This is a genomic window from Serratia sp. N21D137, from assembly GCF_047530005.1.
Classification (GTDB): Bacteria; Pseudomonadota; Gammaproteobacteria; order Enterobacterales; family Enterobacteriaceae; genus Chania; species Chania fonticola_B.
Window position 1 is genome coordinate 163,134 of record NZ_JBLJAJ010000004.1, and the last position, 22,008, is coordinate 185,141.

17 protein-coding genes are annotated in these 22,008 nt (G+C 55.3%); 6 read left to right on the forward strand and 11 right to left on the reverse strand.

Annotated features, from left to right (window positions below; translation table 11 throughout):
- Nucleotides 1–188 precede the first annotated feature (188 nt).
- The gene (gene pepT, locus ACMV5H_RS05205; protein ID WP_024485244.1) at nt 189–1,421 is read left to right on the forward strand and encodes a peptidase T; all 1,233 of its coding nucleotides are present in this window, start codon (nt 189–191) and stop codon (nt 1,419–1,421) included.
- A gap of 54 nt (nt 1,422–1,475) precedes the next feature.
- Here the strand turns inward: pepT and ACMV5H_RS05210 are convergent, their stop codons facing one another.
- From ACMV5H_RS05210 to phoP, 3 genes are all read right to left on the reverse strand, one after another.
- Nucleotides 1,476–2,597, reverse strand: a complete 1,122-nt coding sequence (locus ACMV5H_RS05210; protein ID WP_021804690.1) for a cupin domain-containing protein — start codon at nt 2,595–2,597, stop codon at nt 1,476–1,478.
- Between the two features lie 80 nt (nt 2,598–2,677).
- A complete protein-coding gene (gene phoQ / locus ACMV5H_RS05215) occupies nt 2,678–4,135 on the reverse strand; it encodes a two-component system sensor histidine kinase PhoQ (protein WP_021804689.1) in 1,458 nt (485 codons plus the stop codon).
- A 5-nt stretch (nt 4,136–4,140) separates the two neighbouring features.
- Nucleotides 4,141–4,812, reverse strand: a complete 672-nt coding sequence (phoP, locus tag ACMV5H_RS05220; RefSeq protein WP_021804688.1) for a two-component system response regulator PhoP — start codon at nt 4,810–4,812, stop codon at nt 4,141–4,143.
- Between the two features lie 352 nt (nt 4,813–5,164).
- Between phoP and ACMV5H_RS05225 the strand changes: the two genes are divergently transcribed.
- The 3 genes from ACMV5H_RS05225 to ACMV5H_RS05235 are packed head-to-tail and all read left to right on the forward strand — an operon-like array spanning nt 5,165 to nt 8,457.
- A complete protein-coding gene (locus tag ACMV5H_RS05225) occupies nt 5,165–6,415 on the forward strand; it encodes a nucleoside permease (RefSeq protein WP_021178271.1) in 1,251 nt (416 codons plus the stop codon).
- 51 nt (nt 6,416–6,466) lie between these two features.
- A complete protein-coding gene (locus ACMV5H_RS05230) occupies nt 6,467–7,486 on the forward strand; it encodes an ADP-ribosylglycohydrolase family protein (protein WP_059200573.1) in 1,020 nt (339 codons plus the stop codon).
- Nucleotides 7,483–8,457, forward strand: coding sequence for a PfkB family carbohydrate kinase (locus ACMV5H_RS05235; protein ID WP_218519436.1), 975 nt, complete (start codon nt 7,483–7,485; stop codon nt 8,455–8,457). The genes ACMV5H_RS05230 and ACMV5H_RS05235 overlap by 4 nt, the downstream gene beginning before the upstream one ends.
- On the opposite strand, the gene ACMV5H_RS05240 is transcribed toward ACMV5H_RS05235, so the two are convergent.
- From ACMV5H_RS05240 to ACMV5H_RS05255, 4 genes are all read right to left on the reverse strand, one after another.
- Complete coding sequence (locus tag ACMV5H_RS05240) at nt 8,444–9,208, reverse strand: GntR family transcriptional regulator (protein ID WP_414821545.1); 765 nt, start codon at nt 9,206–9,208, stop codon at nt 8,444–8,446. The genes ACMV5H_RS05235 and ACMV5H_RS05240 overlap by 14 nt on opposite strands.
- Nucleotides 9,209–9,337: 129 nt before the next feature.
- Nucleotides 9,338–10,606, reverse strand: a complete 1,269-nt coding sequence (locus ACMV5H_RS05245; RefSeq protein ID WP_414821546.1) for a c-type cytochrome — start codon at nt 10,604–10,606, stop codon at nt 9,338–9,340.
- Between the two features lie 17 nt (nt 10,607–10,623).
- Nucleotides 10,624–12,402 (reverse strand): GMC family oxidoreductase, encoded by a 1,779-nt coding sequence (locus ACMV5H_RS05250; protein ID WP_115158383.1) that lies wholly within the window; start codon nt 12,400–12,402, stop codon nt 10,624–10,626.
- Nucleotides 12,403–13,122, reverse strand: coding sequence for a gluconate 2-dehydrogenase subunit 3 family protein (locus ACMV5H_RS05255; protein WP_081050635.1), 720 nt, complete (start codon nt 13,120–13,122; stop codon nt 12,403–12,405).
- 360 nt (nt 13,123–13,482) lie between these two features.
- Here ACMV5H_RS05255 and ACMV5H_RS05260 point away from each other — a divergent pair, with 360 nt between their 5' ends.
- The gene (locus ACMV5H_RS05260) at nt 13,483–14,184 is read left to right on the forward strand and encodes a GNAT family N-acetyltransferase (RefSeq protein ID WP_414821547.1); all 702 of its coding nucleotides are present in this window, start codon (nt 13,483–13,485) and stop codon (nt 14,182–14,184) included.
- Nucleotides 14,185–14,225: 41 nt separating this feature from the next.
- Here ACMV5H_RS05260 and ACMV5H_RS05265 read toward each other — a convergent pair whose 3' ends face one another.
- The 4 genes from ACMV5H_RS05265 to ebgR form a co-directional block, all read right to left on the reverse strand.
- Nucleotides 14,226–15,641, reverse strand: coding sequence for an amino acid permease (locus ACMV5H_RS05265; protein ID WP_021804679.1), 1,416 nt, complete (start codon nt 15,639–15,641; stop codon nt 14,226–14,228).
- A gap of 90 nt (nt 15,642–15,731) precedes the next feature.
- On the reverse strand, nt 15,732–16,184 hold the full coding sequence (locus ACMV5H_RS05270) for a beta-galactosidase subunit beta (protein WP_059200577.1): 453 nt from the start codon (nt 16,182–16,184) through the stop codon (nt 15,732–15,734).
- Between the two features lie 3 nt (nt 16,185–16,187).
- Nucleotides 16,188–19,259 carry a beta-galactosidase subunit alpha gene (gene ebgA / locus ACMV5H_RS05275; RefSeq protein ID WP_414821548.1) on the reverse strand — a complete coding sequence of 1,024 codons (3,072 nt, stop codon included), beginning with the start codon at nt 19,257–19,259 and terminating at the stop codon, nt 16,188–16,190.
- Between the two features lie 345 nt (nt 19,260–19,604).
- Complete coding sequence (gene ebgR, locus ACMV5H_RS05280; protein WP_094981836.1) at nt 19,605–20,588, reverse strand: transcriptional regulator EbgR; 984 nt, start codon at nt 20,586–20,588, stop codon at nt 19,605–19,607.
- A gap of 254 nt (nt 20,589–20,842) precedes the next feature.
- Between ebgR and ACMV5H_RS05285 the strand changes: the two genes are divergently transcribed.
- Nucleotides 20,843–21,934, forward strand: coding sequence for a LacI family DNA-binding transcriptional regulator (locus ACMV5H_RS05285; protein WP_414821549.1), 1,092 nt, complete (start codon nt 20,843–20,845; stop codon nt 21,932–21,934).
- Nucleotides 21,935–22,008: the final 74 nt, after the last annotated feature.

Here is a 22,008-nt window from a genome sequence, read left to right on the forward strand (position 1 = left end):
AATCCGGTAATTGAAAGCCAAACCGCCTATAAGTCATGCCCGTTGGCCGATTTTTGCGTCGGTAGTTACCCTATTAAACCATCACTTGCTTTAATGATTTGTGTTAAATCTGATTATTAATGACCTGTCTCAATATTTGATCCGGATCGGTTCCGCATAATGAAACGCGAAATTCTGAGGGCGGAACCATGGATAAACTACTAGATCGCTTTTTTAACTACGTCTCATTTGACACACAGGCTAAAGCGAACGTCAAACATGTGCCTAGTACCGAAGGGCAACTGAAGCTGGCGCGTGCGTTGCAACAGGAAATGATTGGGCTGGGGTTTGAACGGGTATCGCTAAGCGAACATGGCTGCGTGATGGGCACGCTTCCTGGCAATGTGAGCTGGCCAGTGCCGGCCATTGGCTTTATTTCTCACCTTGATACCTCACCCGATTTTTCGGGTAAGCATGTGACACCGCAGATAGTGGAAAACTATCGCGGCGGTGACATTGCCTTGGGCATCGGTGATGAAGTGTTATCGCCGGTGATGTTCCCGATCTTGCATCAGATGCTGGGGCAAACGCTGATCACCACCGACGGCAAAACGCTGTTGGGGGCCGACGATAAAGCCGGGATTGCCGAGATCTTGACCGCGATGGTGCGGCTAAAGCAGCAAAAAATTCCTCACGGCGATATCCGCGTGGCGTTCACGCCGGATGAAGAGGTGGGCAAAGGGGCGCATTTCTTTGATGTTGCTGCGTTCGATGCAGAGTGGGCCTACACCGTCGATGGTGGTGGGGTGGGCGAACTGGAGTGTGAAAACTTCAATGCAGCGGCGGTGACGGTCAAAATCGTCGGCAATAACGTCCATCCAGGCAGTGCCAAAGGGGTGATGGTGAACGCGCTGTCGCTGGCAACCCGTTTCCAACAGGAGCTACCGGCCGAGGAAACACCGGAGCATACCGAGGGGTATCAGGGTTTTTACCATCTCAACAGCATCAAGGGGAACGTTGAACGTGCCGAGATGCACTACATCTTGCGGGATTTTGAGCGTGAAGGCTTTGAGGCTCGCAAGCGCAAGATGATTGAAGTCGCGCAAAAGGTTGGTCGTGGGTTACCACGGGATTGCTACATTGAGGTGGCGATCGAAGATAATTACTACAACATGCGTGAGCAGGTGGCCGAGCATCCTCATGTGATCGAGCTGGCACAGCAGGCGATGCGGGACTGCGATATTGAGCCGGTGATGAAGCCGATCCGCGGTGGCACTGATGGTGCGCAGCTATCCTTCAAGGGGCTGCCTTGTCCAAACCTGTTTACCGGTGGCTATAACTTCCATGGCAAGCATGAGTTTATTACGCTGGAAGGGATGGAGCAGGCGGTTGCGGTGATCATGCGCATTGCCACTCTGAGTGCCGAGCGCGCTAAACGGTAGTTTTTTGCGTTAATAGATTGAGTGAGGGGCCAGTTTGCCCCTCACTCATTATGATTAGTCGTTAAAATACCAGTAACCGCTGTTAATCAACGCCGTCAGCAGGGCCAGGAACGATGGGTCGTCCACCGCGTCGCCCAGCAAGGCGGCATCAACGCTGGCGTGCTGGCACAGGGCATCGGCGGCTTGCAGATGTTCGGTGTCGATTAGCTCACCGTTGACAAAGCATTGGTCGCCAACGCGCAGCACGCGCAACCCACCCAAACGTTGTAATGGCTCACCCTGTTGCAGCAGCTCATAGATTTCACCGGCCTGATAAGGCGGCTCTGGCGGCGCGATGTCCAGCTCGTGACGCGACTGCGAAATAAACTCGCCAAACCAGTTCTGGAAGTGCTCCGGCTGCTGCACCAGCTCCAGGATCATCCCACGCAGTGCATCGACCTCATGGGGGAGAACCATCGCCGGATGATCGCGCAGCGCGATATCCGGATCGGTGTAACGTTTGCTGCCTAACTCGCGCGCTAGCACATAGTCGGCATAGCCACTCACCATCTCGCGGCCATTCGGTGCGCGGAAGCCGACGGAATAGTTGAGCGAATTTTCCAGAGAGTAGCCTTCATGCGGGAATCCCGGTGGGATATACAGAATATCGCCAGGCTCCATCTCTTCGTCAATGATGGCGTCAAACGGCTCAACCTGTAACAGGTCAGGGTGCGGGCAGTGCTGCTTCATCGGCACTTTTTCGCCCACGCGCCAACGGCGGCGGCCAGTACCCTGGATGATGAACACGTCGTATTGATCAAGATGCGGGCCAACGCCGCCGCCCGGCACCGAGAACGAAATCATCAGATCGTCCATGCGCCAGTCTGGCAGCTTACGGAACGGTTGCATCAGCGCACTGGAAGGCTGATGCCAGTGATCTACGGCCTGCACCAGCAATGACCAGTTGTTCTCGCCCAGATGGTCGAAACTTTCAAACGGGCCGTGGCCAACCTGCCAGCGACCTTCCTGATGGCTCACCAGGCGGCTGTCCACCTCGTTTTCCATAGCCAACCCGGCCAGCTCATCCGGGGAAATCGGATCGATAAAGTTGTTAAAACCACGCTTGATAATTACCGGACGCTTTTGCCAATAGCGTTGCAAAAAGTCGTTCCAGTCGAGATCTAATTGGTAATCCATGTTCTATTCCAGGATAGAGTGAGCCTGCAGGGATTATAACGGAAGTTAGGCCCCGTGGATCGGGGCCTGAGCGAGAGAATTTAATCGTGATGGTGGGAGTCGTGCTGGCGGGAGAAGGTGACCTCCATCCGTGCTCCACCCAGCGGGCTGTCGCTGATGGTAATTTGGCCGTCATATTGCTCGATGATCTCGGCGGCGACCGACAGGCCAATCCCCTGGCCGGGGCGCAGAGTATCGACGCGTTGGCCGCGTTGGAAGATCAGCTCACGCTTGCTTTCGGGGATGCCGGGGCCGTCGTCATCAATGACGATCGTCAGGTATTTGTCCGAGTGCAGCGAGGTGATCTCCACAAACTCCAGGCAATATTTACAGGCGTTCTCCAGCACGTTGCCCATCACCTCCATAAAGTCGTTTTTCTCGCCCATAAAGGTGACTTCTGGTGAGATATCGAGGGTGATGACTACCCCTTTACGCTGATAGACCTTGTTTAGTGCCACGCTCAGGCTGTCGAGCAGGGCAGAAACCGAATGGATCTCGCGGGTCAACACGGTTTGACCAGAGTTGATGCTGGCCCGATGCAAGTAATAACCAATCTGTTGCGAGATACGGCTAATCTGCTCGAGCATGATCGGCTCGACCTCTTCGATGGTGGTCTGCTTGCTGGAACGCAGCGAGCGCAGGGTGGTCTGCAATACCGCCAGCGGGGTTTTCAGGCTGTGGGTGAGATCGGACAGCGTAGTACGGTATTTGGTGTAGCGCTGGCGCTCGTTGCGCACCAGGATATTCAGGTTCCGTACCAAGCCACGTAGTTCACTGGGGGGATTTTCATCCAGTTGCTCGCGCTCGCCGTTTTCCAATTCACCCACCTGGGTTATCAGCGCCTTGATCGGCCGCAAACTCCAATACGCAGCTAGCCAGAGCAGAGGTACGACCAGTAGCAGATTGGCCAGCAGAACGTAGCTGAACCATTCCCACACCACGTCCGAGCGTTGCAGCTCCTGCGGAATGCTGTCGACCACCACGATGCTCAAGGCGGGCAGGCGTGGGGTGGCGGCATAGGTATTGACGGCCACCGAGTGGGTTAACGCCTCATGGTCGGTATCGTCATAGTCTTTCAGTTGATCCTGGGCCTTGGGATTGTCGCCCAGCACTTCGCTACTGATGCGGGTGTCGGTGTCTATCTCATAGAAACCGGACTCTTCCAGCCACTCTTTCTGGATCCGTTTTTCCAGCTCCGGCACCGAGCGCTGGCTCCACAACAGGTTGCCTTTTTCGTCGTAGATAAACACCAGCGTTGGGGAGTTGAGATCGAGATCGGGCGGGATGGCAATGGTCAACTTCTGGTCTTTCCACTGCGCCAGGCTGAAGAACAGGTTGCTCTCACCGCGCAGCAGGCGGAAGGCGGTTTTATCAAAGCTGACGATATAGCCGACGACCGCAACCAGCCCGTAGGACAGCGACAGCGCCAGGATCACCCCGGCGGTGGCCATCAGAAAGCGGGCGCGCAGTGAGAAAGGCTTTTTATCTCTGTTGAACATTATGCTCACTTGGCATCGAAACGGTAGCCCTGACCACGTACGGTGGTGATCACTTCCTGTGGGTATTCGGCCTGTAGTTTTTTACGCAGGCGGCCCATTAATACGTCGATGGTGTGGCTTTCGCGCAGTTCGGCATCCGGGTAGAGTTGCAACATCAATGAATCTTTACTGACCACTTTACCCGCGTTACGGATCAACGTTTCGATAATGGTGTACTCAAAGGCCGTCAGTTTGATTTGCTGTTCGTTGACGCTCAGCTCACGGCGTGAGAGGTCGATCTGGAACGGTGGCAGTACGATCACCTGTGAAGCCAGGCCGCTATTGCGGCGCATCAAGGCCTGCATGCGGGCAATCACTTCTTCCAGGTGGAAGGGCTTGGTGACGTAATCATCGGCACCGGCTTCCAGCACCGCCACCTTATCCTGCCAGCTTTCACGGGCGGTCAGTACCAGGATCGGCAACTTCATCTGGTTGGCACGCCAACGGCGGATCAGGCTCAGGCCATCTTCACCCGGCAACCCGAGATCGACAATGGCGATATCAGGCGCATGTTCCTGCAGAAAATAGTCGGCTTCTTTGGCATCTTCTGCGGCATCAACCTGATGCCCCATTTCACGCATTTGCACACTAAGATGGTGGCGCAATAGGCCATTGTCTTCAACAACCAGTACTCGCATGGTACAGACTCCTGTTGTTTAGGCGGGTGCAACTCCAGGCACCCACACTGAAAAGGTTACACGCTGTTGGCCACGTTGTGGTAACGCGCATTAGCTGACCATTCCCTGATCGTTTAATTCTGTCATCCATTGATTATCGGCAATGGCTGATAAACGCAGGATAAACAGCGCAGTGCCAAAGGTAAACAAAACTTAAACAAAGCTGACTGCCTGAAGTGTGAGCAGGATCGCTGCAAAGGATTAAAGGTATCATTAAGGTATTATATAGGTATCGTGATGATACTAATACCAGGAACCCTACACCGCTTTCCCGAGCCGATGCCGGGAAGGTAGCCAGCAAGGATACATAATAATGAAACGTCCTCATCTGAAGCTGTCTGTCATGATGTTTATCGAGTGGTTTATCTGGGGAGCGTGGTTTGTTCCCCTATGGCAATACCTCAACAAGCTGGGTTTTACGCCGGGTGAAATTGCCTGGTCGTACAGCAGTACGGCGATTGCGGCAATCCTCTCGCCGGTGCTGGTTGGTGTTATTGCCGATCGCTACTTCGCCGCGCAAAAAGTCTTGGGTTGGTTGCATCTGGCTGGCGGGGTGCTGATGTTTATCATCGCCTGGCAAACCACCTTTGCCACCTTCTTCCCGCTGCTGGTGATTTATGCCATCACCTATATGCCGACCGTGGCGCTGACCAACAGCATCGCCTTTGCCAACATTACCGATACCGAAAAAGAGTTCCCGCGCATCCGAGTACTGGGCACCTTGGGTTGGATTGCCTCCGGTCTGGTGGTGGGCTTTATGCTGCCGCCGCTGCTGGGGTTAGGCAATATTTCCGATAGCAACCTGCCGTTAATCATTACCGGTGTGGCCTCGATCGTGCTCGGTTTGTACAGCTTTGTGCTGCCCAATACGCCAGCCAAAGGCTCTGGCCCGGTGGATATCAAGGCGTTGCTGGGCCTGAATGCGCTTGGCCTGCTGAAGGACCGATCATTTGCTACCTTCGCCCTGTGCTCGTTTCTGTTCTGTATGCCGTTGGCGTTTTACTACCAGTTTGCCAATGGCTATCTGACGCAGGTTGGGCTGCCAAATGCCACCGGCTGGATGACGCTGGGGCAGGTTTCGGAAATCTTCGCCATGCTGGCGCTACCGTTGCTGCTCAAGCGTTACGGCATCAAAAAGGTGCTGCTGCTGGGATTTGTGACCGCAGCAATCCGCTATGTATTCTTTATCTACGGCGGCACCGCCGACGTCTGGGCCTACAGCATGCTGTTCCTGGGCATTTTGCTGCACGGCGTCAGCTACGATTTCTATTTCGTGACCGGCTATATCTACGTCGACAAAAAAGCGCCGCCGCATATGCGTACCGCCGCTCAAGGCCTGATCACCCTGATTTGCCAAGGGTTGGGCAGCTTTATCGGTAACTGGCTCGGGGGCCGTGCAATGACCACTTTCGCCCTCGAACAGCCGCGAGACGGTATGACGTTTGACTGGTTCGCCGTGTGGGGCGTTGGTGCGGTGATGGTGGTGGGCGTCATGCTGCTGTTCCTGCTGTTCTTCCGTGAACGCAGCGACAACATCACCCCGATTGACGTAGCACGGTCTTAATTCGTTGCGCCGGGCGTGTTGCCCGGCAAGGTAAAAATTCAGGAGAAAAAGATGAAGCAGTTAACCCAGGAACAACGCGTGGTGGGCGCACTTTATGGCCAAATGCTGGGCGACGCGCTCGGCATGCCTTCCGAGCTGTGGCCGCGTGAGCGGGTTAAGCGCCACTTTGGCTGGATCGACCGCTTCCTCGACGGCCCGGCAGAGAACAGCGCCGCCTGCTATTTCACGGCAGCGCAGTATACCGATGATACCTCGATGGCTCTGGCGCTTGCCGACGCGTTGATCGAGGCCGATGGTGAAGTGGTTCCGGAGTTGATTGCCCGCAACGTGATCCGCTGGGTCGATAGTTTTGACGCCTTCAACAAAAACATCCTTGGTCCGAGTTCCAAACTGGCACTGGGGGAGCAGAAGAAGGGCACGCCGATTAGCGATTTGGAAAACAACGGTGTGACCAACGGCGCGGCGATGCGGGTTTCCCCGTTGGGTTGTGTGCTGCCTTCTGCGCCGTTGGAGCAGTTTTGCCAGCAGGTTTGGCTGGCCTCCAGCCCGACGCATAAATCCGATATCGCGGTTGCCGGTGCGGTGGTGATTGCCTGGGCAGTTGCCAAGGCGGTCGAAGGGGCCAGTTGGGCAGAGATCCGTCTGGCATTGCCGGGAGTGGCAGATTACGCTCAGCGCCGCCAGAGCACCACCTTCAGCGCTTCTTTAGCGGCGCGTATCGAACTGGCCTTCCAGGTAGTCGAACAGGCTGGCGGTACCGAGCAGGCCTCAGAACGGGTTTACCAACTGGTTGGCGCAGGGGTCAGCACCATAGAATCCGTGCCGGCCGCGTTGGCGATGGTCGAACTGGCGCAAACCGATCCTACCCGCTGTGCGATCCTGTGCGCCAACCTGGGCGGTGATACCGACACCATTGGCGCGATGGCAACGGCGATCTGCGGTGCCCTGAACGGTATCGACGCGTTTGACGCGACTATGTTGGCAGAATTAAAGCGGGTGAATCCGCTGGATATCAACCACTACGCGCAGGCCTTTCTCCGTTTCCGCCAGCGCTGGCAGGAGGCTGAATGAGTAACGAAAGACGCGAGTTATTGCAGACGCTGACCCAGGGCGGCTGGCATCAGCAGTGCCCGGTGACGGTGATTGGCGCAGCGGTGATGGATATGGTGGTGAGCGCTGATGCTTTGCCAGTGCGCGGTGGCGACGTGTCGGCCCAGATGCAGGGGCTGCATTTAGGGGGCTGCGCGCTGAATATCGCCGTGGCTCTGCGCCAGTTGGGCATTACCAGCCGCAATCTGCTGCCGGTGGGAGAAGGCGTGTGGGCAGAGCGTTTGCGTAGCGAGATGGCGCAGCGCGGCGTGAGTTCCGATCTGCAAGTGGGTGGTGAGGATAACGGCTGGTGTTTGGCGCTGGTCGAGCCGGACGGAGAGCGTACCTTTATCTCTATCGATGGCATTGAGAACCAGTGGCAGCCTGAGTGGTTGGCAGACGCGACGCCACAAAGCGGGCTGGTTTACCTTTCCGGTTATCAACTGGGTGCCCGGCAGGGCCACGTGCTGGTGGATTGGCTGTTACGCCTGCCCGAACAGGTGCGGGTGGTGCTGGATATTGGCCCGCGCATTGACGTGATGGCGCAGAGCCTGTTGCAACGCCTGATCCGCCCTGGGGTGATCCTGACGCTAAACCAGCGTGAAGCTCAGCACCTTGGCATGCAGGAAGATATTGCCGGTTTTTGCCAGCGGTTATGGTCAACCACCGGGCAACTGGTGGTTGTGCGCTGCGGCGGGGAAGGCGGATATTACTTTGCCGGGCCGGACGATCAAGGCTGGATCGCCGCTCGTCAGGTCAAAGTGGTAGACAGCATTGGTGCTGGCGATAGCCACAGCGCCGGTTTGCTAGCCGGGCTGGCACTGGGCCTGACCGCCCGCCAAAGCATGACGCTAGCCAATAGCATCGCCGGTTACGTGGTATCGCAGGCCGGTGGGGATTGTGCGCCAACCCTGGCCCAGCTCCTGGCCAGCGAGGAACTCAATCCTCGCTGATAAACTCGTACATGTCGCTGCGGCAGAAGCTTTCGCTGTATTCGATCGGCTTTTTCCGGCTGTCGAACAGCGTTTGCTTGATGATCAGCAGCGGCATAGGTTCTTTCAACTGCAGCGCTTGCAGGGTTTCACCGTCGCTCATGGCGGCGCTGACCTGGCTACGCAGCGATCCCAACTCCACGTTGTTCAAACGGAAGTAGTCATACAGAGAAACGCCAATATCATCAACGTTGGCTATCGCCTCCGCCACCACATAAGACACCGCCACCGACATGGGGCGCTGATCGATAAAGTGAATACGTTTGAGTTTGTACACCGGCGTATGCTCGGCTAGCGACAGTTTCTCGGCCAGTGCGCTATCCGCTGGGATTTGCTCACGGCTGATCCACATGGTGTCCGGTTTACGGCCTTGCAGCATCACTTCGCGTGAAAAGCCTTTCACATCCGCCAGCGAATAGGCCAGTTTAGGTTGAGCCACGGTATTTTGAATGAAGGTGCCATAGCCCCGCGAGCGGCCGATAATGCCGTCCTGCTCCAGGCAGGCAAGGGCTTTGCGTACCGTAATGCGCGAGATCCCCAGCCGTTCGGTGAAATGGCGCTCACTGGGCAGAAAATCCCCCTGGCTCAATACGCCAAGCTCAATGGCCTGCCGTACCGATTCGTTAAAGCGCAGGTAGAGCGGCATAGCGCCAGCGCTGGTCAGATCGTGTTGCAGTTTGTCCAGCAGGCGCTGGTTGGGATCCGTGCTCATAGTCGACCGAAATCCTGTAGCCTCAATGCGATAGCTTATTTAAGGTGATTTCGCCGGGCGGTGCAACCGTGCACGGTGAGATCGGTGGAAATGGTTGGGCCTGGCAGACCAGGCCCGTTGTGGTATTTACTACTGAGAAGGTTTGGTGGCGCTGCTCTCCCGTATTTCTTTGACCTGATCGGCGGTGACTGGAGCGGCGTTATTCCCCCAACTTGTGCGTACAAAAGTGGCTATCTGGGCCACCTGCTGGTCGCTCAGACGCCAGCCAAAGTCCGGCATGGTTAGCCCGGTAGGGGCGTCTAAAGTCATCGGCGTACGTGAACCATGCAGAATGATGCTGATCACCGAAGCCGGGTCTTCCGCCAGCAACGCCGGATTATGGGCCAACTGTGGGAAGGTATTGCGATAGCCCTGGCCATCGCTGCGGTGGCAGGCGGCGCAGTTGTCCAGATAAGCCTGCCCGCCTGGGTTGCCTTGGTCGGTGCTGTAGAGTGCCAGCGGCTGGTTGGCCGTTGGCGTTTTCTGCTCATCCCCCGCAGGTAGCGATTTCAGATAGGCGGCGATCGCCTGCAAATCCTCGTCGCTCAGGTGCTGAGTGCTGTCTTGTACCACGTCTACCATGGAGCCAAAGGCGGCAAATCTGTCGCTGTGGCCGGTTTTCAGGAAACGAGTCAGATCTGCCGCGTTCCAACTACCCAACCCGCTGATTGCATCGCCACGCAGGCTGGCGGCGTGCCAACCCTCCAGCGTCCCGCCGCTCAGATAGTCGTCATCCGTCTGGTTCAGCGCCTTCTCCTGCAAGCCAATGCCGCGTGGCGTATGGCAACTGCCGCAGTGGCCCAATCCTTGTACCAGATAGGCCCCACGGTTCCATTGTGCGCTTTGGTTAGCGTCTGGCTGATAGGCGCCATCCTCGCGGAATATGCCGTCCCACATCGCCAACGGCCAGCGCATATTCAGCGGCCATGGGATATCGCTAGCCTTGTTCTGCTGCACCACCGGGGTTACCCGTTGGGTGAAGTAGAGATACAGATCGCGTATATCCTCATCATTGATTTTGGCGAAAGAGGGATAGGGCATGGCCGGGTAGAGCCGAGTGCCATCGCGCCTAATGCCTTTACGCAGGGCGTCAGCAAACTCCTGTAGATCGTAGGCACCGATGCCGGTGGTTTTGTCTGGGGTGATATTGGTGGAATAGATCGCACCAACCGGGGTGGTCATCTTCAGCCCACCGGCGAACGCCATGCCACCTGGCGCGGTATGGCAGGCGGCACAGTCACCGGCGCGGGCCAGATATTCGCCATGAGCGATTTGCCCGACCTGGTGGGTATCCTCGGCGGCCAGAGCGCTGGCGCTTAATACCAGCAAGGCCAGCAGCGAGGGGGTTAATCCTTTCATCGTCTTCTCCTTGCGTATCAGGCCTGAACCAACGGGCCGGGGTTGTTCAGATACTGCTTACGGATCGCTTCCGCTGAATAATAGGCCAGCGCACCGACGATCCCGGTGGGGTTATAAGCCAGGTTCTGCGGGAAGGCGCAGGCGCCGGTGACAAACACGTTGGAAACGTCCCAGCATTGCAGATACTTGTTCACCACGCTGGTTTTTGGGTTGTCGCCGGTGATTGCCCCGCCGGTAGTGTGGGTGGATTGATACGGACGCACGTCATAGTGCGAACCGCTGCCCATCACCGAAATCGCCATCTGCTTCGGCTCCATGGCTTTGGCGATGTTCGCCATCTTGCTGGTAATGTGCTGGGTCATTTTGATCTCGTTAGCCTTCCAGTCGAAGGTCATGCGCAGCAGCGGTAGCCCATAGGCATCCCGATAGGTGGGATCGAGATCGAGATAGCAGTCGCGATAGGGCATCACTGAGCCTTCAGAGCCAATGCTCATCGAGTGCTGATAATTATCTTTGATACCTTGTTTCCAGCCACTGCCCCAGGTGGGGGTCCCCGGCGGTAACGACATCTGTTGGATCGGGCGGCCACCGGTGCGGGTGGCGGAAATATAGGCGCCGCCGATAAAGCCTAGCGCGCCGTGATCGAAGTTTTCCGAGTTGAGATCGTCGATCACCGTGCCCGCGGCTCCGGCTCCGATAAACGGGTTGAAGTGGGTGTCCTTATCGTAAAACAGCGAAATGCCGCTGTTCATCTGATAGGCGTAGTTCTTGCCGACAACTCCTTCGCCGGTGACGGGGTCATAAGGTTTACCGATGCCGGAGAGCAACAACAGACGCACGTTATGCAGTTGGAAGGCGCTGAGGATCACCAGATCCGCCGGTTGTTCAATCTGTTGGCCCTGGGCATCGACATAGGTGACACCGGTGGCCTTTTTGCCACTGCTGTCCAAATTGACCTTGATGACCTGTGACTGAGTACGCAATTCAAAGTTTTTCCGCTTCATCAGCACCGGCAGAATGGTGGTCTGTGGTGAGGCCTTGGAATACATAAAGCAGCCGAAGCGCTCACAGTAACCGCAGTAGTTACAGGGGCCGAGTTGCACGCCGTAGGGATTGGTATAAGGCTCCGAGCAGTTGGCTGCTGGAATGCTGAACGGGTGATAGCCGAGCGACTCGGCCGCCTTACCAAACAGCGAACCGGAATAGAGCTGCTTGAGGGGTGCAGTGGGATATTCGCTGGTGCGTGGCCCTTCGAACGGGTTGCCGCCTTTGATGATGTTGCCTTGCAGGTTACCGGCCTTGCCTGCGGTGCCACAGACCTTCTCGAACTTATCGAAGTAAGGCTCCAGCTCGGTGTAACTGAGAGGGTAATCCTGCAACAACATGCCTTCGGGCACCCATTTGTCGCCATACTTTTCCGTCACCGTCGTACGCATTTTCAGATCGGCGGGCAGGGCGCGCCAGTGCATGCCGTTCCAGTGGACGCCTGCACCGCCAACGCCGTTGCCGGGCAAAAAGGATCCAAGCTGACGATAAGGCACGGCGAAATCCGCTGGCGTGTGGCGCACGGTGACGGTCTCGTGCGCCATCTCCTGCTCCAGTTTCAGACGGATGCCATAGGTCAATTCGTCGGCAATCCGTGGATAGGCAAAATCAGGGTAAGTATCGCGCTGCTCACCGCGCTCCAGTGCCAATACGCTCAGGCCGGTTTCGGTCAGTTCCATGCCCATAATGGCACCGGTCCAGCCAAATCCGACAATCACCACGTCTACCGGTGGCTTTTTTATCGTGCTCATTTATGCATTCCTTTTGCTGGAGATACTTACCGGGCCAAGGGGATAGGCCTGATTAGGATGATCGACCCAGTCGGTGTAATCCGCCCGCGCACCAGGGAAACCGATCAGTTTCCATGAGGCCATCGACTGGTTACCGCCGTGCTGCGGATCGGCCAGATAACCCTCTTTGGTGTTTTGCAGCAGTTGGCTGAAAAAGGCTTGACCGGGCAGGGCTTCGGAATCCAGCTCACCTTTCTCCAGCGCCGTCAGGATTTGTTCTTGCTGGCAATGTTCCAAGTCTGCAAAGGCTTTCTGGTACTGCTGCTGGCAGTGCGCATTGAGGCCTCGAATGCCAATACGGTAGGTATCACGCGGCGTCAGTTTGGACTGATAACCCAGTTCGGGGGCCGAAGGGACAAACGGCGGGTGCATATACCACAGGCCACCGTGGCCATAAGGCGTTTCCATCTGCTTATCGATAAAAATCGGCACGCCTTCTTCGACGGCACCGGGGCCATTGCTATCGCTGGGGATCAGTCGATCACAAGCCGCCAGCAGGAAGCGCCATTCCTCGTTATTGAAATAAGCGGGAACATAGTGAGAGGAGACACCCGCCGCCGAGGCTGGTGAGGGCGTCATCATCAAAACGCTGGTGCTTCCAGCGGCAGCCAGCGGTATTAGTGCTAGCGTTTTCTTTAGAAAGTTCCGCCGAGGCGGTTCTGGAGAGTGCTGTCGAGACATTATTCCACCTTGAATATGTTTCACAGAAATGCCCGCGTGGCCGCAGTCTTGGGCCGTAAAAACGGGCAGAGGGAGTTGCTATTCCATGACCAATAATGATTAGCAAGCTACTGGTATGGTGATTCAAGTTTAAGTCTTGGCAGCCAAAACAAACAATAAAGCATCTGTTTCAAAACATTTTCTTCACATTGTTTTTGATTTAGATCATTTCATTAACAGTTTACCTTGACTCATGCCCTTAACAGGCGGTTGGTGATTGGTCTAGTCGCTGGGGGTTAATTGGTCTGTATGCTGCGATCTGGCATCGGTATATGCTGTTGCGGAGAACCTACTTTTGCAGCAACCAGACGGATTACTTTTATGGCGATAAATCAATATGGTCAGCCGGTGGGCGAACCCTTGGCGCAATGGCATGCCTTGCCACGGCCGCAGGAGGTGACGCTGACGGGCAAATTTTGCCACCTTGCGATGTTGGACGCCGAGCGGGACTTTGCCGCGCTATTTGCGGCTTACCAGCTTGCGCCAGATGGACGTGACTGGACTTACCTGATGAGGGAGCGGCCTGAAAGCCCGCAGGAGATGCGTGCGCATCTGGAAAAACTGCAGGCTAACCCGGCGCTGGTGAATCTGGTGGTGTTCGATTCAGCCACCGATCTGCCCGTCGGTACGGTGGCCTTTATGCGGATTGAAGAGGCCAGCGGCGTGTTGGAAATTGGCCACGTCTGTTGGTCACCGCTGATGAAGCAGCGCTCCTGCGCCACCGAGGCGATTTACCTGATGTTGCGCCACACCTTTGACGAGTTGGGCTATCGCCGTTGTGAATGGAAATGCGATAGCCTGAATGCGCCTTCCAGGCAGGCGGCACTTCGCTTTGGTTTCCACTACGAAGGGCGTTTTATGCAGGCATTGGTCATCAAGGGCCGCAACCGGGATACCGACTGGTTCGCCATGATCGACCAAAACTGGCCCCAGATGCGTAGTGCGTTCGAAGGTTGGCTGGCTGACGAAAATTTTGGCTCCGATGGCCAGCAGATACAGCGTTTGCAGGCGTTTATGCCTTGATATGTAGGGGGCGAACATGTGCATGTTCGCCCCTATGTAGCTTACTGTTCGCTCAGCGCCGCTTTATTTCTTACCTGTTTAGCCTCGAAGCGTGAAATCCACCACCAGGCCAGTGCCGAGAATACCGCGGTCATACAGACGTTGATAAAGAAGGCTTTCATCAGATCGACCCCCGGCGGGAATGCCGACGCCGTCATGCTGACCACAAAGATGGTGATCAGCACCGAAACCACGCTCATGCCAAACTTGCGCGATCCCATGCGGAACTCGCGCGGCGTATCGTCATGCTTCCAGCGGAACACGAAGTAGGCCACCATGATAAAGATCGGCGGCAGCATCGCCGTACCCGCCGTCAGGTTGATCGCGGTGTTCATCATCTGCTGTACCGATTCGGAACCAAAGCCGTTAACCACCAACATCACGAACACGAAGGCAAATTGCCACCATGCAGCACGAACCGGAACGCCATGCTTGTTCAGTTCGGTGGTTTTCTGGCCGTAAACGCCTTTCGGGATCTCAGAGAAGTGGATCTTCACCGGCGCAGAGGTCCACATCATCATCGAACCAAAAATGGCGATGAACAGTACGATGCCCACCAGGCGGCCTACCAGCGTTTCTGAAATGCCGAAGTACTTGGCCATCCCGGTGAATATTTCCACCATGCCGCCCGCGTAGGTCAGGTTTTCACGCGCGACAAACACGTTAACCAGCAGGGAACCGACGGCATACATCCCGCCGATAACCGCACCGGCAATGATAATCACCTTGATAAACGACTTCTGGCCCCCTTTGACGTCATTGAGGTAGGCCGCTGCCGTTTCCGCACCGCCAGCCGCCTGGAAAATCCAACACATGATACCCAACGTTGCCCAGTTCACCGTCGGCGTCATCGCCTCCAGCGTGATCGGTTGCGCCGGGACGTGATCGCCGCTCAGCGCCATTAGTGCGCCCAACACGTAAATCGCAAACAGGGCGAATACCCCATAGGCGACGACTTCGGCAATCTTGCCCAGCCAACTGGCCCCCTTGGTGGAAATATGGGTGGTGGCGGCAAACAGTACGATCGAGATGATCGATACCATCACCGGTGAAAAGGCGTATTCGCGGCCCATAATGGCGTACGACGCATAGGCAATCACGTTAGGCAGCAGTGATACAAACCAGAACAGGTTGACGAACCAATACAGGAACGACCCCATATAGGCTGCTCGGGTGCCCAGAGGCTGTTTTAGCCAATCGTACATTCCCGACTCTGAGTTCTTATTGGCGGACACAAACTCCGCGATAATAAACACAAAGGGAATGAAGTAGACCAGGGTTGCAAACAAAAATACCGGGGCTGAACTCAAGCCCAGTTCAATGTTGTTGTTGACGATATTGCGTACGTTGAACACCGCCGCAAAGGTCATCGACAACAGGGCAAACTTGCCAATCGTGCCACGTAAAGAATCGGACATAGCGTCCTCCGATGAACGACATCAATGATGAACTCAATCTGGATTGAGCGGGAGTGATTTCCCGCCCGCTTCGTTTCATAGCCAGCAGGATCACTTGTTCAACATGTAGCCATCCTCAATGGTGACCCGCAGCACCACTTTTCTTACCCGGTTATCGCCGTGGAAGCGGTAGGCTTCCTGGTTGTCAAAAATCGCCAGTTGCCCGGCACGTAATTCACAGGTTTGCCCGGTGCCTTGCAGATATTCGCGGTCGGTTTCATCGCGGTAGGCCTCAACGGGGGAAAGGGTGGATTTTTTCGCAAACTCTACCGTTTCGCCGCCCTCGAGGTAGTAATGGATGGTGAAATAACGACGATTGCCTTCAAAGGTCGAGCGATTGCGGGTGACGCCGTCTTCAATCATATAAACCAGCGTATCGCCGATGGAGTGCATCACGCCGTCTTTGATATTGGCAATGTTGTCAATGGCTTCCACACAACGGTTCCATTTACGGCCGTCACGGTAAACCACTTTGAATTGCTCCAGGTTGTCTAATACGTGCATGGATCAGGCCTCGTTGGTGGTTGGAGTGAAGAAGTCGTTGGCAAAGTCATGGTTGGCCAGCGCCTGGGCGCTGACGTCACCGGCTTGCAGTGGCATCAGGGTCAGGCCATAGCGGAAGGGCGCCATGTAAACTCGGTAGGAGTCGAGGACTTCGCTGCCCCAGGAGTTGGAACCCAGGCCCATCACCTGGTGGTCAAGGTTGAGGGTGATATAACCGCTCGGTTGCAGCTCATTGGTGTGCTGCGACTGATGCAGGTTCTGGCTGGTGTAATGCCAGGCGCTGAAGTTGATCGGTTGCTGCGGTTTGACCAGCAGGCCGGTACCGTGGCGATTGGTGAGCGCGGCCCAGCGCACATGCTGGCGGTTACCGTTGTTTTGTGGGAACGGATAGTGTTCAAACATCTCGGCCACCGTAGTCTGGTAGATATCGATCAGGTTGGCCTGCTGGCTGTCCTGATAGTTTTCTTCCGGGCCGCGACCATAGTAGTTCACCCGGTCAAAGCCGCCGTTAATGCCGACATCCAGCCCGATGGCCGGGATCACGTACGGGTAATCGCCATAACGCTCGCCGCTGAGTTCCACGTTGAGCTGGCCTTCGGCATTGATCTGGTAGCGGTAGCAACAGCGCATGCCGAAGTCGAAGACCGGCGGGGCGATGATGCTGGTGACGGTGATTTCAACGCGGCCATCGGCCTGAACGACGTCCAATGTACGGAAGTGCTCTTGCATGATTTGCAGATGAGCGGGTTCCCACAGGCCCTGATACTCTTGTTTATGGTTATCGATCATCGGTTTGAAGAAGCTTAACGTCGGAGCAGAGGCGATGATTTCTTCCCCGTTGCTCATCCAGGAGGTCAGCTTGCCGTTCACCTTGGAGAAGGTCAGCGTAAAGTCCTGGCCGCTGATGCTGTACGCCAGGCGGCTTTCTGCTACCCGTAGTGGCAGGGCATTGAGGTTGGTATAGGCTTCTGCCTGTGCTGTGTTCTCTTTGAGCTGGAACTGGTACACCGCGATGTCGTGATTGGCCGGGCTGTACAGCGTGCTGGAGTTCTTGCGCACGGTGAAGTTCACAAAGGCTTCGCGCTCATCCAGCTCAGGCAGCTCAAGGCGGATCTCCCGTGAAGAGTTGGCCGCCAGATCTTTCAGCCGCAGGGACCGCGTTGCCAGCGTTTCCCCTTCTGCGCGGATCTCGGCGGTGAGAGTGTAGTCATCCAGATTGGTAAACCACAGTTTGTTCTCAACCAGGAAGGTGCCAAGGCGAGCCTCAAGCGCGCGGATCTTGACTGGCGCAATAACCTGCTTGTACTCCCTCAGGCCCGGCCCAGGCGTTTGATCCGGGAAGATCAACCCGTCCATGCAGAAGTTGTAGTTGTTCGGATAGTCGCCGAAGTCGCCACCGTATTTGTAAAACGCCTGGCCTTGCTCATCGTGCGCCAGAATGCCGTGATCGCACCACTCCCAAACGTAGTGGCCCTGAATATGATCGTGCTGGTAAAACACGTTCTGATATTCCGTCAGGCCGCCGGGGCCATTGCCCATGGCGTGAGCGTATTCACAGATGATGCGAGGCTTGGCGTGTGGGTGTTCACCAAACTCGTTCATCAACGGCGCGCGGGTATACATGGTGGAGATGATATCCACCACCTCGGCGTCGCGGTCTTCCTCGTAGTGCACCAGGCGGGTATCGTCAATGGCCTTGGTGGCGTGGTACATCGCGTGGATGTTGCAACCGTAGCCGGACTCATTGCCCAACGACCACATCACGATCGACGGATGGTTCTTTTGCGCGTGAACGTGACGCACAATGCGATCGACGAATACCGCTTCCCAGACCGGATCGTTGGTGATGCGGCTCAGGTCGCCCACGTTGGCAAAGCCGTGGGTTTCGACGTCGGTTTCGGCCATGACGAACAGCCCGTAAATGTCGCACAGTTCATAAAAGCGCGGGTCGTTAGGGTAATGGGCGGTACGTACCGAGTTGATATTGTGCTGTTTCATCAGGATCAGATCTTTTTCGACGCGATCCATGCCTACCGCACGGCCTTTCAGATGGTCGTTATCATGGCGGTTGACGCCGTGCAGCATCACATACTGGTTGTTGATGTAGAACAGTCCATCACGCACCTTGATATCGCGGAACCCGACGCGTTGAGGTATCACCTCCAGCACGGTGCCGCTTTGGTCTTTAAGCGTGATAAACAGCTGATAGAGATAAGGGTTTTCCGCTGACCACTGGATTGGATTTGCCAGATTGATAGCAAAATGGGTCTGGGTTTGTGCGCCGAGACTCTGCTGTACCAGCAGGTTATCGTTATCAAACAGGGCATATTCAATCACGTAGTCCGCTAGCGGTGTCCCCGATAGGTTTTCGATCTCCAGTACGCAAGACAGGGTCGCGCTTTGGTAGTCGGCGGCAAAATCGGTGCGAACGGTCAGATCCTGCACGTGAACCGGCTCTTTGCCCACCAGATAGACATCGCGGAAGATGCCGGCCGTCCACCACATATCCTGGTCTTCAATGTAGGTCGAATCCGCCCACTGCATGACACGCACGGCCAGCAGGTTTTCCCCTGAGCGCACGTAACCGGAGATATCAAATTCGGCGGCCAGGCGGCTACCCTTGCTAAAGCCCACATATTGGCCGTTAACGTACACTTCAAAATAGGTCTCAACCCCATCAAATTTGATGATGGTCTGCTTCCCGTTCCACTGTTCGCTCAGCGTAAAGCTACGTTGGTAAGCACCGGTTGGGTTGTCTGTGGGGACGAAAGGCACATCGATCGGGAAGGGGAAGCCTTCGTCGGTATACTGCAGAATGCCATGGCCTTCCATTTGCCACATGTTGGGCACCGTGATCTGGCCCCAGTCAGTCATCCTTTGTGAATAAAAATCTTCGGGCACCAGCAACGGATTGGTGAAGTAGTTAAAGCTCCATTGGCCGCTGAGCGCCATAAAGTGGCTGCTGAGGGCGCGCTGAAAGGTTTGGGCACGCTTGAGTGAGTCATATGAGAAGAAGTAGGCGCGGGGTGCCATTCGGTTCTCATGCAGGTGTTGAAAGTTTTCCCAATTATTCACGTCATCTCTCCTGGTCTGAATGCTGTAGGCCGCAGTCTTGGCATGGAATGCGTCAATGTTTGGAATGATTTTAGTAAAACATTTACTAAAACATAGCCGATAATTTGTTTTGCTTTAACTCGATCACGCTTTATGTCCATGGCGCTGGTGGATCTGTGATCGGGTTAAAGAAATGGCTGATTGGTGTGGTAGGCGGAGAGAAGTGGCATAAATTGGTGGGTTTTGAGGTAAAAAAGCCCGTAATTATTAGTGTTTTTTACTAATAACAGGGCGTTTGGATGCGGGATTGGTGCTTTAACGGGCGCAGCATGCGGCGCCCCAACATGGCGAGACTTGAGCGGTCAGTTACTTGGTGGTTTCACGCAGCTTTAACTTGCTTGGCACGTAGACCTGCAGCGGCAGGGCGCGGCCATCACGGAACTTCTCCAGCAGCAGGTTGACCCCTTGGATCCCCATCATTTCCGAGTGGATACGCACGGTAGAAAGCGGTGGGAAGGTAAAACGCGCGGTCGGGATATCGTTCACGCTGATCAGGGCGATGTCCTGTGGGATTTTCAACCCCAACTCATGAATGCTGCGCAGCACCCCAATGGCAATGGAGTCTGAGGCGACAAACAGCGCGGTAGGATAATCCGCGGTAGCCAGCATTTTTTTCGCCAACTCATAACCGGATGCGCTAGAGAAGTCACCACGGTAGATATCTTGCTCACGGACCACGCCTTTCAGCCGCCCATATTCTACAAAGGCCGCTTCACGGATATCCGCTTTATTCGGCTCATCGGCACCACCGATAAAACCGATGCGTTTGGCCCCGTGCTCAATAAAGAAGTCGATAATCTCTTTGCTGATCCTTGCCAGATCGATATCCACCGAGTCGTATTCGGAACCGGGCTCATTAAAATCAATAAAGCAGATATTGTCGGTTAACGCCGCTGCCTTACGCAGGGTCTCAGGCGTGGGTTTGCTGACGATCAGTACGCCGGTGATCTTCTTCAGGTCCGGTAGCTGGTTATTTTTATAGCAGTTAGTGAGTTCAATCCCCAGCCTCTCGCACTGGGTTTCGATGCCGTGACGGATGGAAAGGTAATAAGGATCGTTGATTTCCATCTCTTGCTTATAGCTGTATAGCGCCAGCACGTGGTGCTGTACCACCGCGTTAGTCAGATGCTTTTTGGCACTGCTGGTCTTGTATTCCAGCTTTTCGGCAATTTCCAGAATGCGATGCTTGGTCTCTTCTTTGACGTTGAGCGTGGGATCGTCATTCAAAACCCGGGAGACCGTCGCTAATGAAACTCCTGCTTCGGCCGCGATATCTTTCAGCGTTGCCATATCTATCCTTATCTCACAGCCTGAACGGCAAACTTCGTTATCTGGCATTGTAAGTGATGTCGGCGAACTTTCATCAGTTTTTAGTAAAAAATAAGGGTTGTGTGATTTACGGGTTCAGTCTTTAAGGGCCGAAGGCCTGAAATCAATACCTTCAGGCCGTACTGTCAATAATACCTGGTTGGATAGCTTTTTAAACTGCTATGATTGATACTCATTAGCTTGATTTCTTTGCATTAATCGACGCGAGAAACCGTATGAAGCCTAAATCTGTCACGCTGAATGACGTCGCCGAGTATTCTGGAGTGTCGTACCAAACCGTGTCGCGGGTATTAAATCGTGCTGAACACGTTTCGGATAAAACCCGCGCGAAGGTTGAGCAGGCCATGGCTGCGCTGAATTACGTACCAAACCGTGTCGCGCAGCAACTTGCAGGCAAACAGAGTTTTACGCTGGGGCTGGCGACTACAGAACTAGCTCTGCACGCACCCTCTCAAATCGCGTCGGCAATTAAAACGCAGGCAAACCAGATGGGATTTAACGTGGTGATTTCCATGGTGGAAGATCTTAGCGTTCATGCCTGTCGCACTGCGATAAATGAGCTGTTGTCGCAAAGGGTAGATGGATTGCTGATTAATGTTTCGCTCTGCGCTGAAGATGCTCACGCAATTGAACAAGTTTGTAGCGAGGTGCCTGCGCTGTTTTTGGACGTCGACCCTGATTCTGATGTCTCCAGCATTCTGTTTGATCCCTATGAGGGGGCTCGTCAAGGGGTAGAACATGTCGTTGCTCTTGGGCATCGTGATATAGCACTGATTACCGGGCCGCTGGTCTCGATTTCGGCACGCTTGCGCTATCAGGGGTGGCTGACGACCTTAGCAGAGCATCAGCTGAAACCTTGTTCGGTGCTCCATGGCGATTGGAGTGCGGCTTCCGGTTATCAGCTTGCCGGGCAGATCCTGAGCTTGCCAAAACACCCTACGGCGATATTGGTTGCTAACGATCAAATGGCGTTAGGGGTGCTGCGCGCGCTGCAGGAGTATGGGTTGCACATTCCAGCGCAAATGTCGGTAGTGGGGTACGATGATACTGAAGACAGTGCTTATTATTACCCACCGCTGACCACCATTAAGCAGGACTTTCGGATGTTGGGGCAGGAAAGCGTTAAACGCCTGGTTCAGTGTCTGGAAGATCGACATGTGCCTCATGCCGGTTCTTTGCGTCTGACGACTAGTCTGGTGCAAAGGCATACCACGGCGGCTATAAATCAGGATAAGGTATCGCTGCAATCGTTGTCTCAGGAGTTGCTGCGTATCGCACGTCAAATCTCCGCGCTTGAGGGCAAATAGCCGCTAACGTCAGGGATCGGTTGCGATCCCTGAGCTTAATTTGTGACCGACCTCGCTTTCCCAAGTATATTTGC

Coding starts and splice junctions, on each gene's coding strand:
- ACMV5H_RS05260 (WP_414821547.1), top strand. CDS start 13,483: ATGGCGATAAATCAATATGGTCAGCCGGTGGGCGAACCCTTGGCGCAA.
- ACMV5H_RS05210 (WP_021804690.1), bottom strand. CDS start 2,597: ATGGATTACCAATTAGATCTCGACTGGAACGACTTTTTGCAACGCTAT.
- ACMV5H_RS05265 (WP_021804679.1), bottom strand. CDS start 15,641: ATGTCCGATTCTTTACGTGGCACGATTGGCAAGTTTGCCCTGTTGTCG.
- pepT (WP_024485244.1), top strand. CDS start 189: ATGGATAAACTACTAGATCGCTTTTTTAACTACGTCTCATTTGACACA.
- phoP (WP_021804688.1), bottom strand. CDS start 4,812: ATGCGAGTACTGGTTGTTGAAGACAATGGCCTATTGCGCCACCATCTT.
- ACMV5H_RS05225 (WP_021178271.1), top strand. CDS start 5,165: ATGAAACGTCCTCATCTGAAGCTGTCTGTCATGATGTTTATCGAGTGG.
- ACMV5H_RS05240 (WP_414821545.1), bottom strand. CDS start 9,208: ATGAGCACGGATCCCAACCAGCGCCTGCTGGACAAACTGCAACACGAT.
- ACMV5H_RS05255 (WP_081050635.1), bottom strand. CDS start 13,122: ATGTCTCGACAGCACTCTCCAGAACCGCCTCGGCGGAACTTTCTAAAG.
- ACMV5H_RS05285 (WP_414821549.1), top strand. CDS start 20,843: ATGAAGCCTAAATCTGTCACGCTGAATGACGTCGCCGAGTATTCTGGA.
- ACMV5H_RS05250 (WP_115158383.1), bottom strand. CDS start 12,402: ATGAGCACGATAAAAAAGCCACCGGTAGACGTGGTGATTGTCGGATTT.
- ACMV5H_RS05235 (WP_218519436.1), top strand. CDS start 7,483: ATGAGTAACGAAAGACGCGAGTTATTGCAGACGCTGACCCAGGGCGGC.
- ebgR (WP_094981836.1), bottom strand. CDS start 20,588: ATGGCAACGCTGAAAGATATCGCGGCCGAAGCAGGAGTTTCATTAGCG.
- ACMV5H_RS05245 (WP_414821546.1), bottom strand. CDS start 10,606: ATGAAAGGATTAACCCCCTCGCTGCTGGCCTTGCTGGTATTAAGCGCC.
- ACMV5H_RS05270 (WP_059200577.1), bottom strand. CDS start 16,184: ATGCACGTATTAGACAACCTGGAGCAATTCAAAGTGGTTTACCGTGAC.
- phoQ (WP_021804689.1), bottom strand. CDS start 4,135: ATGTTCAACAGAGATAAAAAGCCTTTCTCACTGCGCGCCCGCTTTCTG.
- ACMV5H_RS05230 (WP_059200573.1), top strand. CDS start 6,467: ATGAAGCAGTTAACCCAGGAACAACGCGTGGTGGGCGCACTTTATGGC.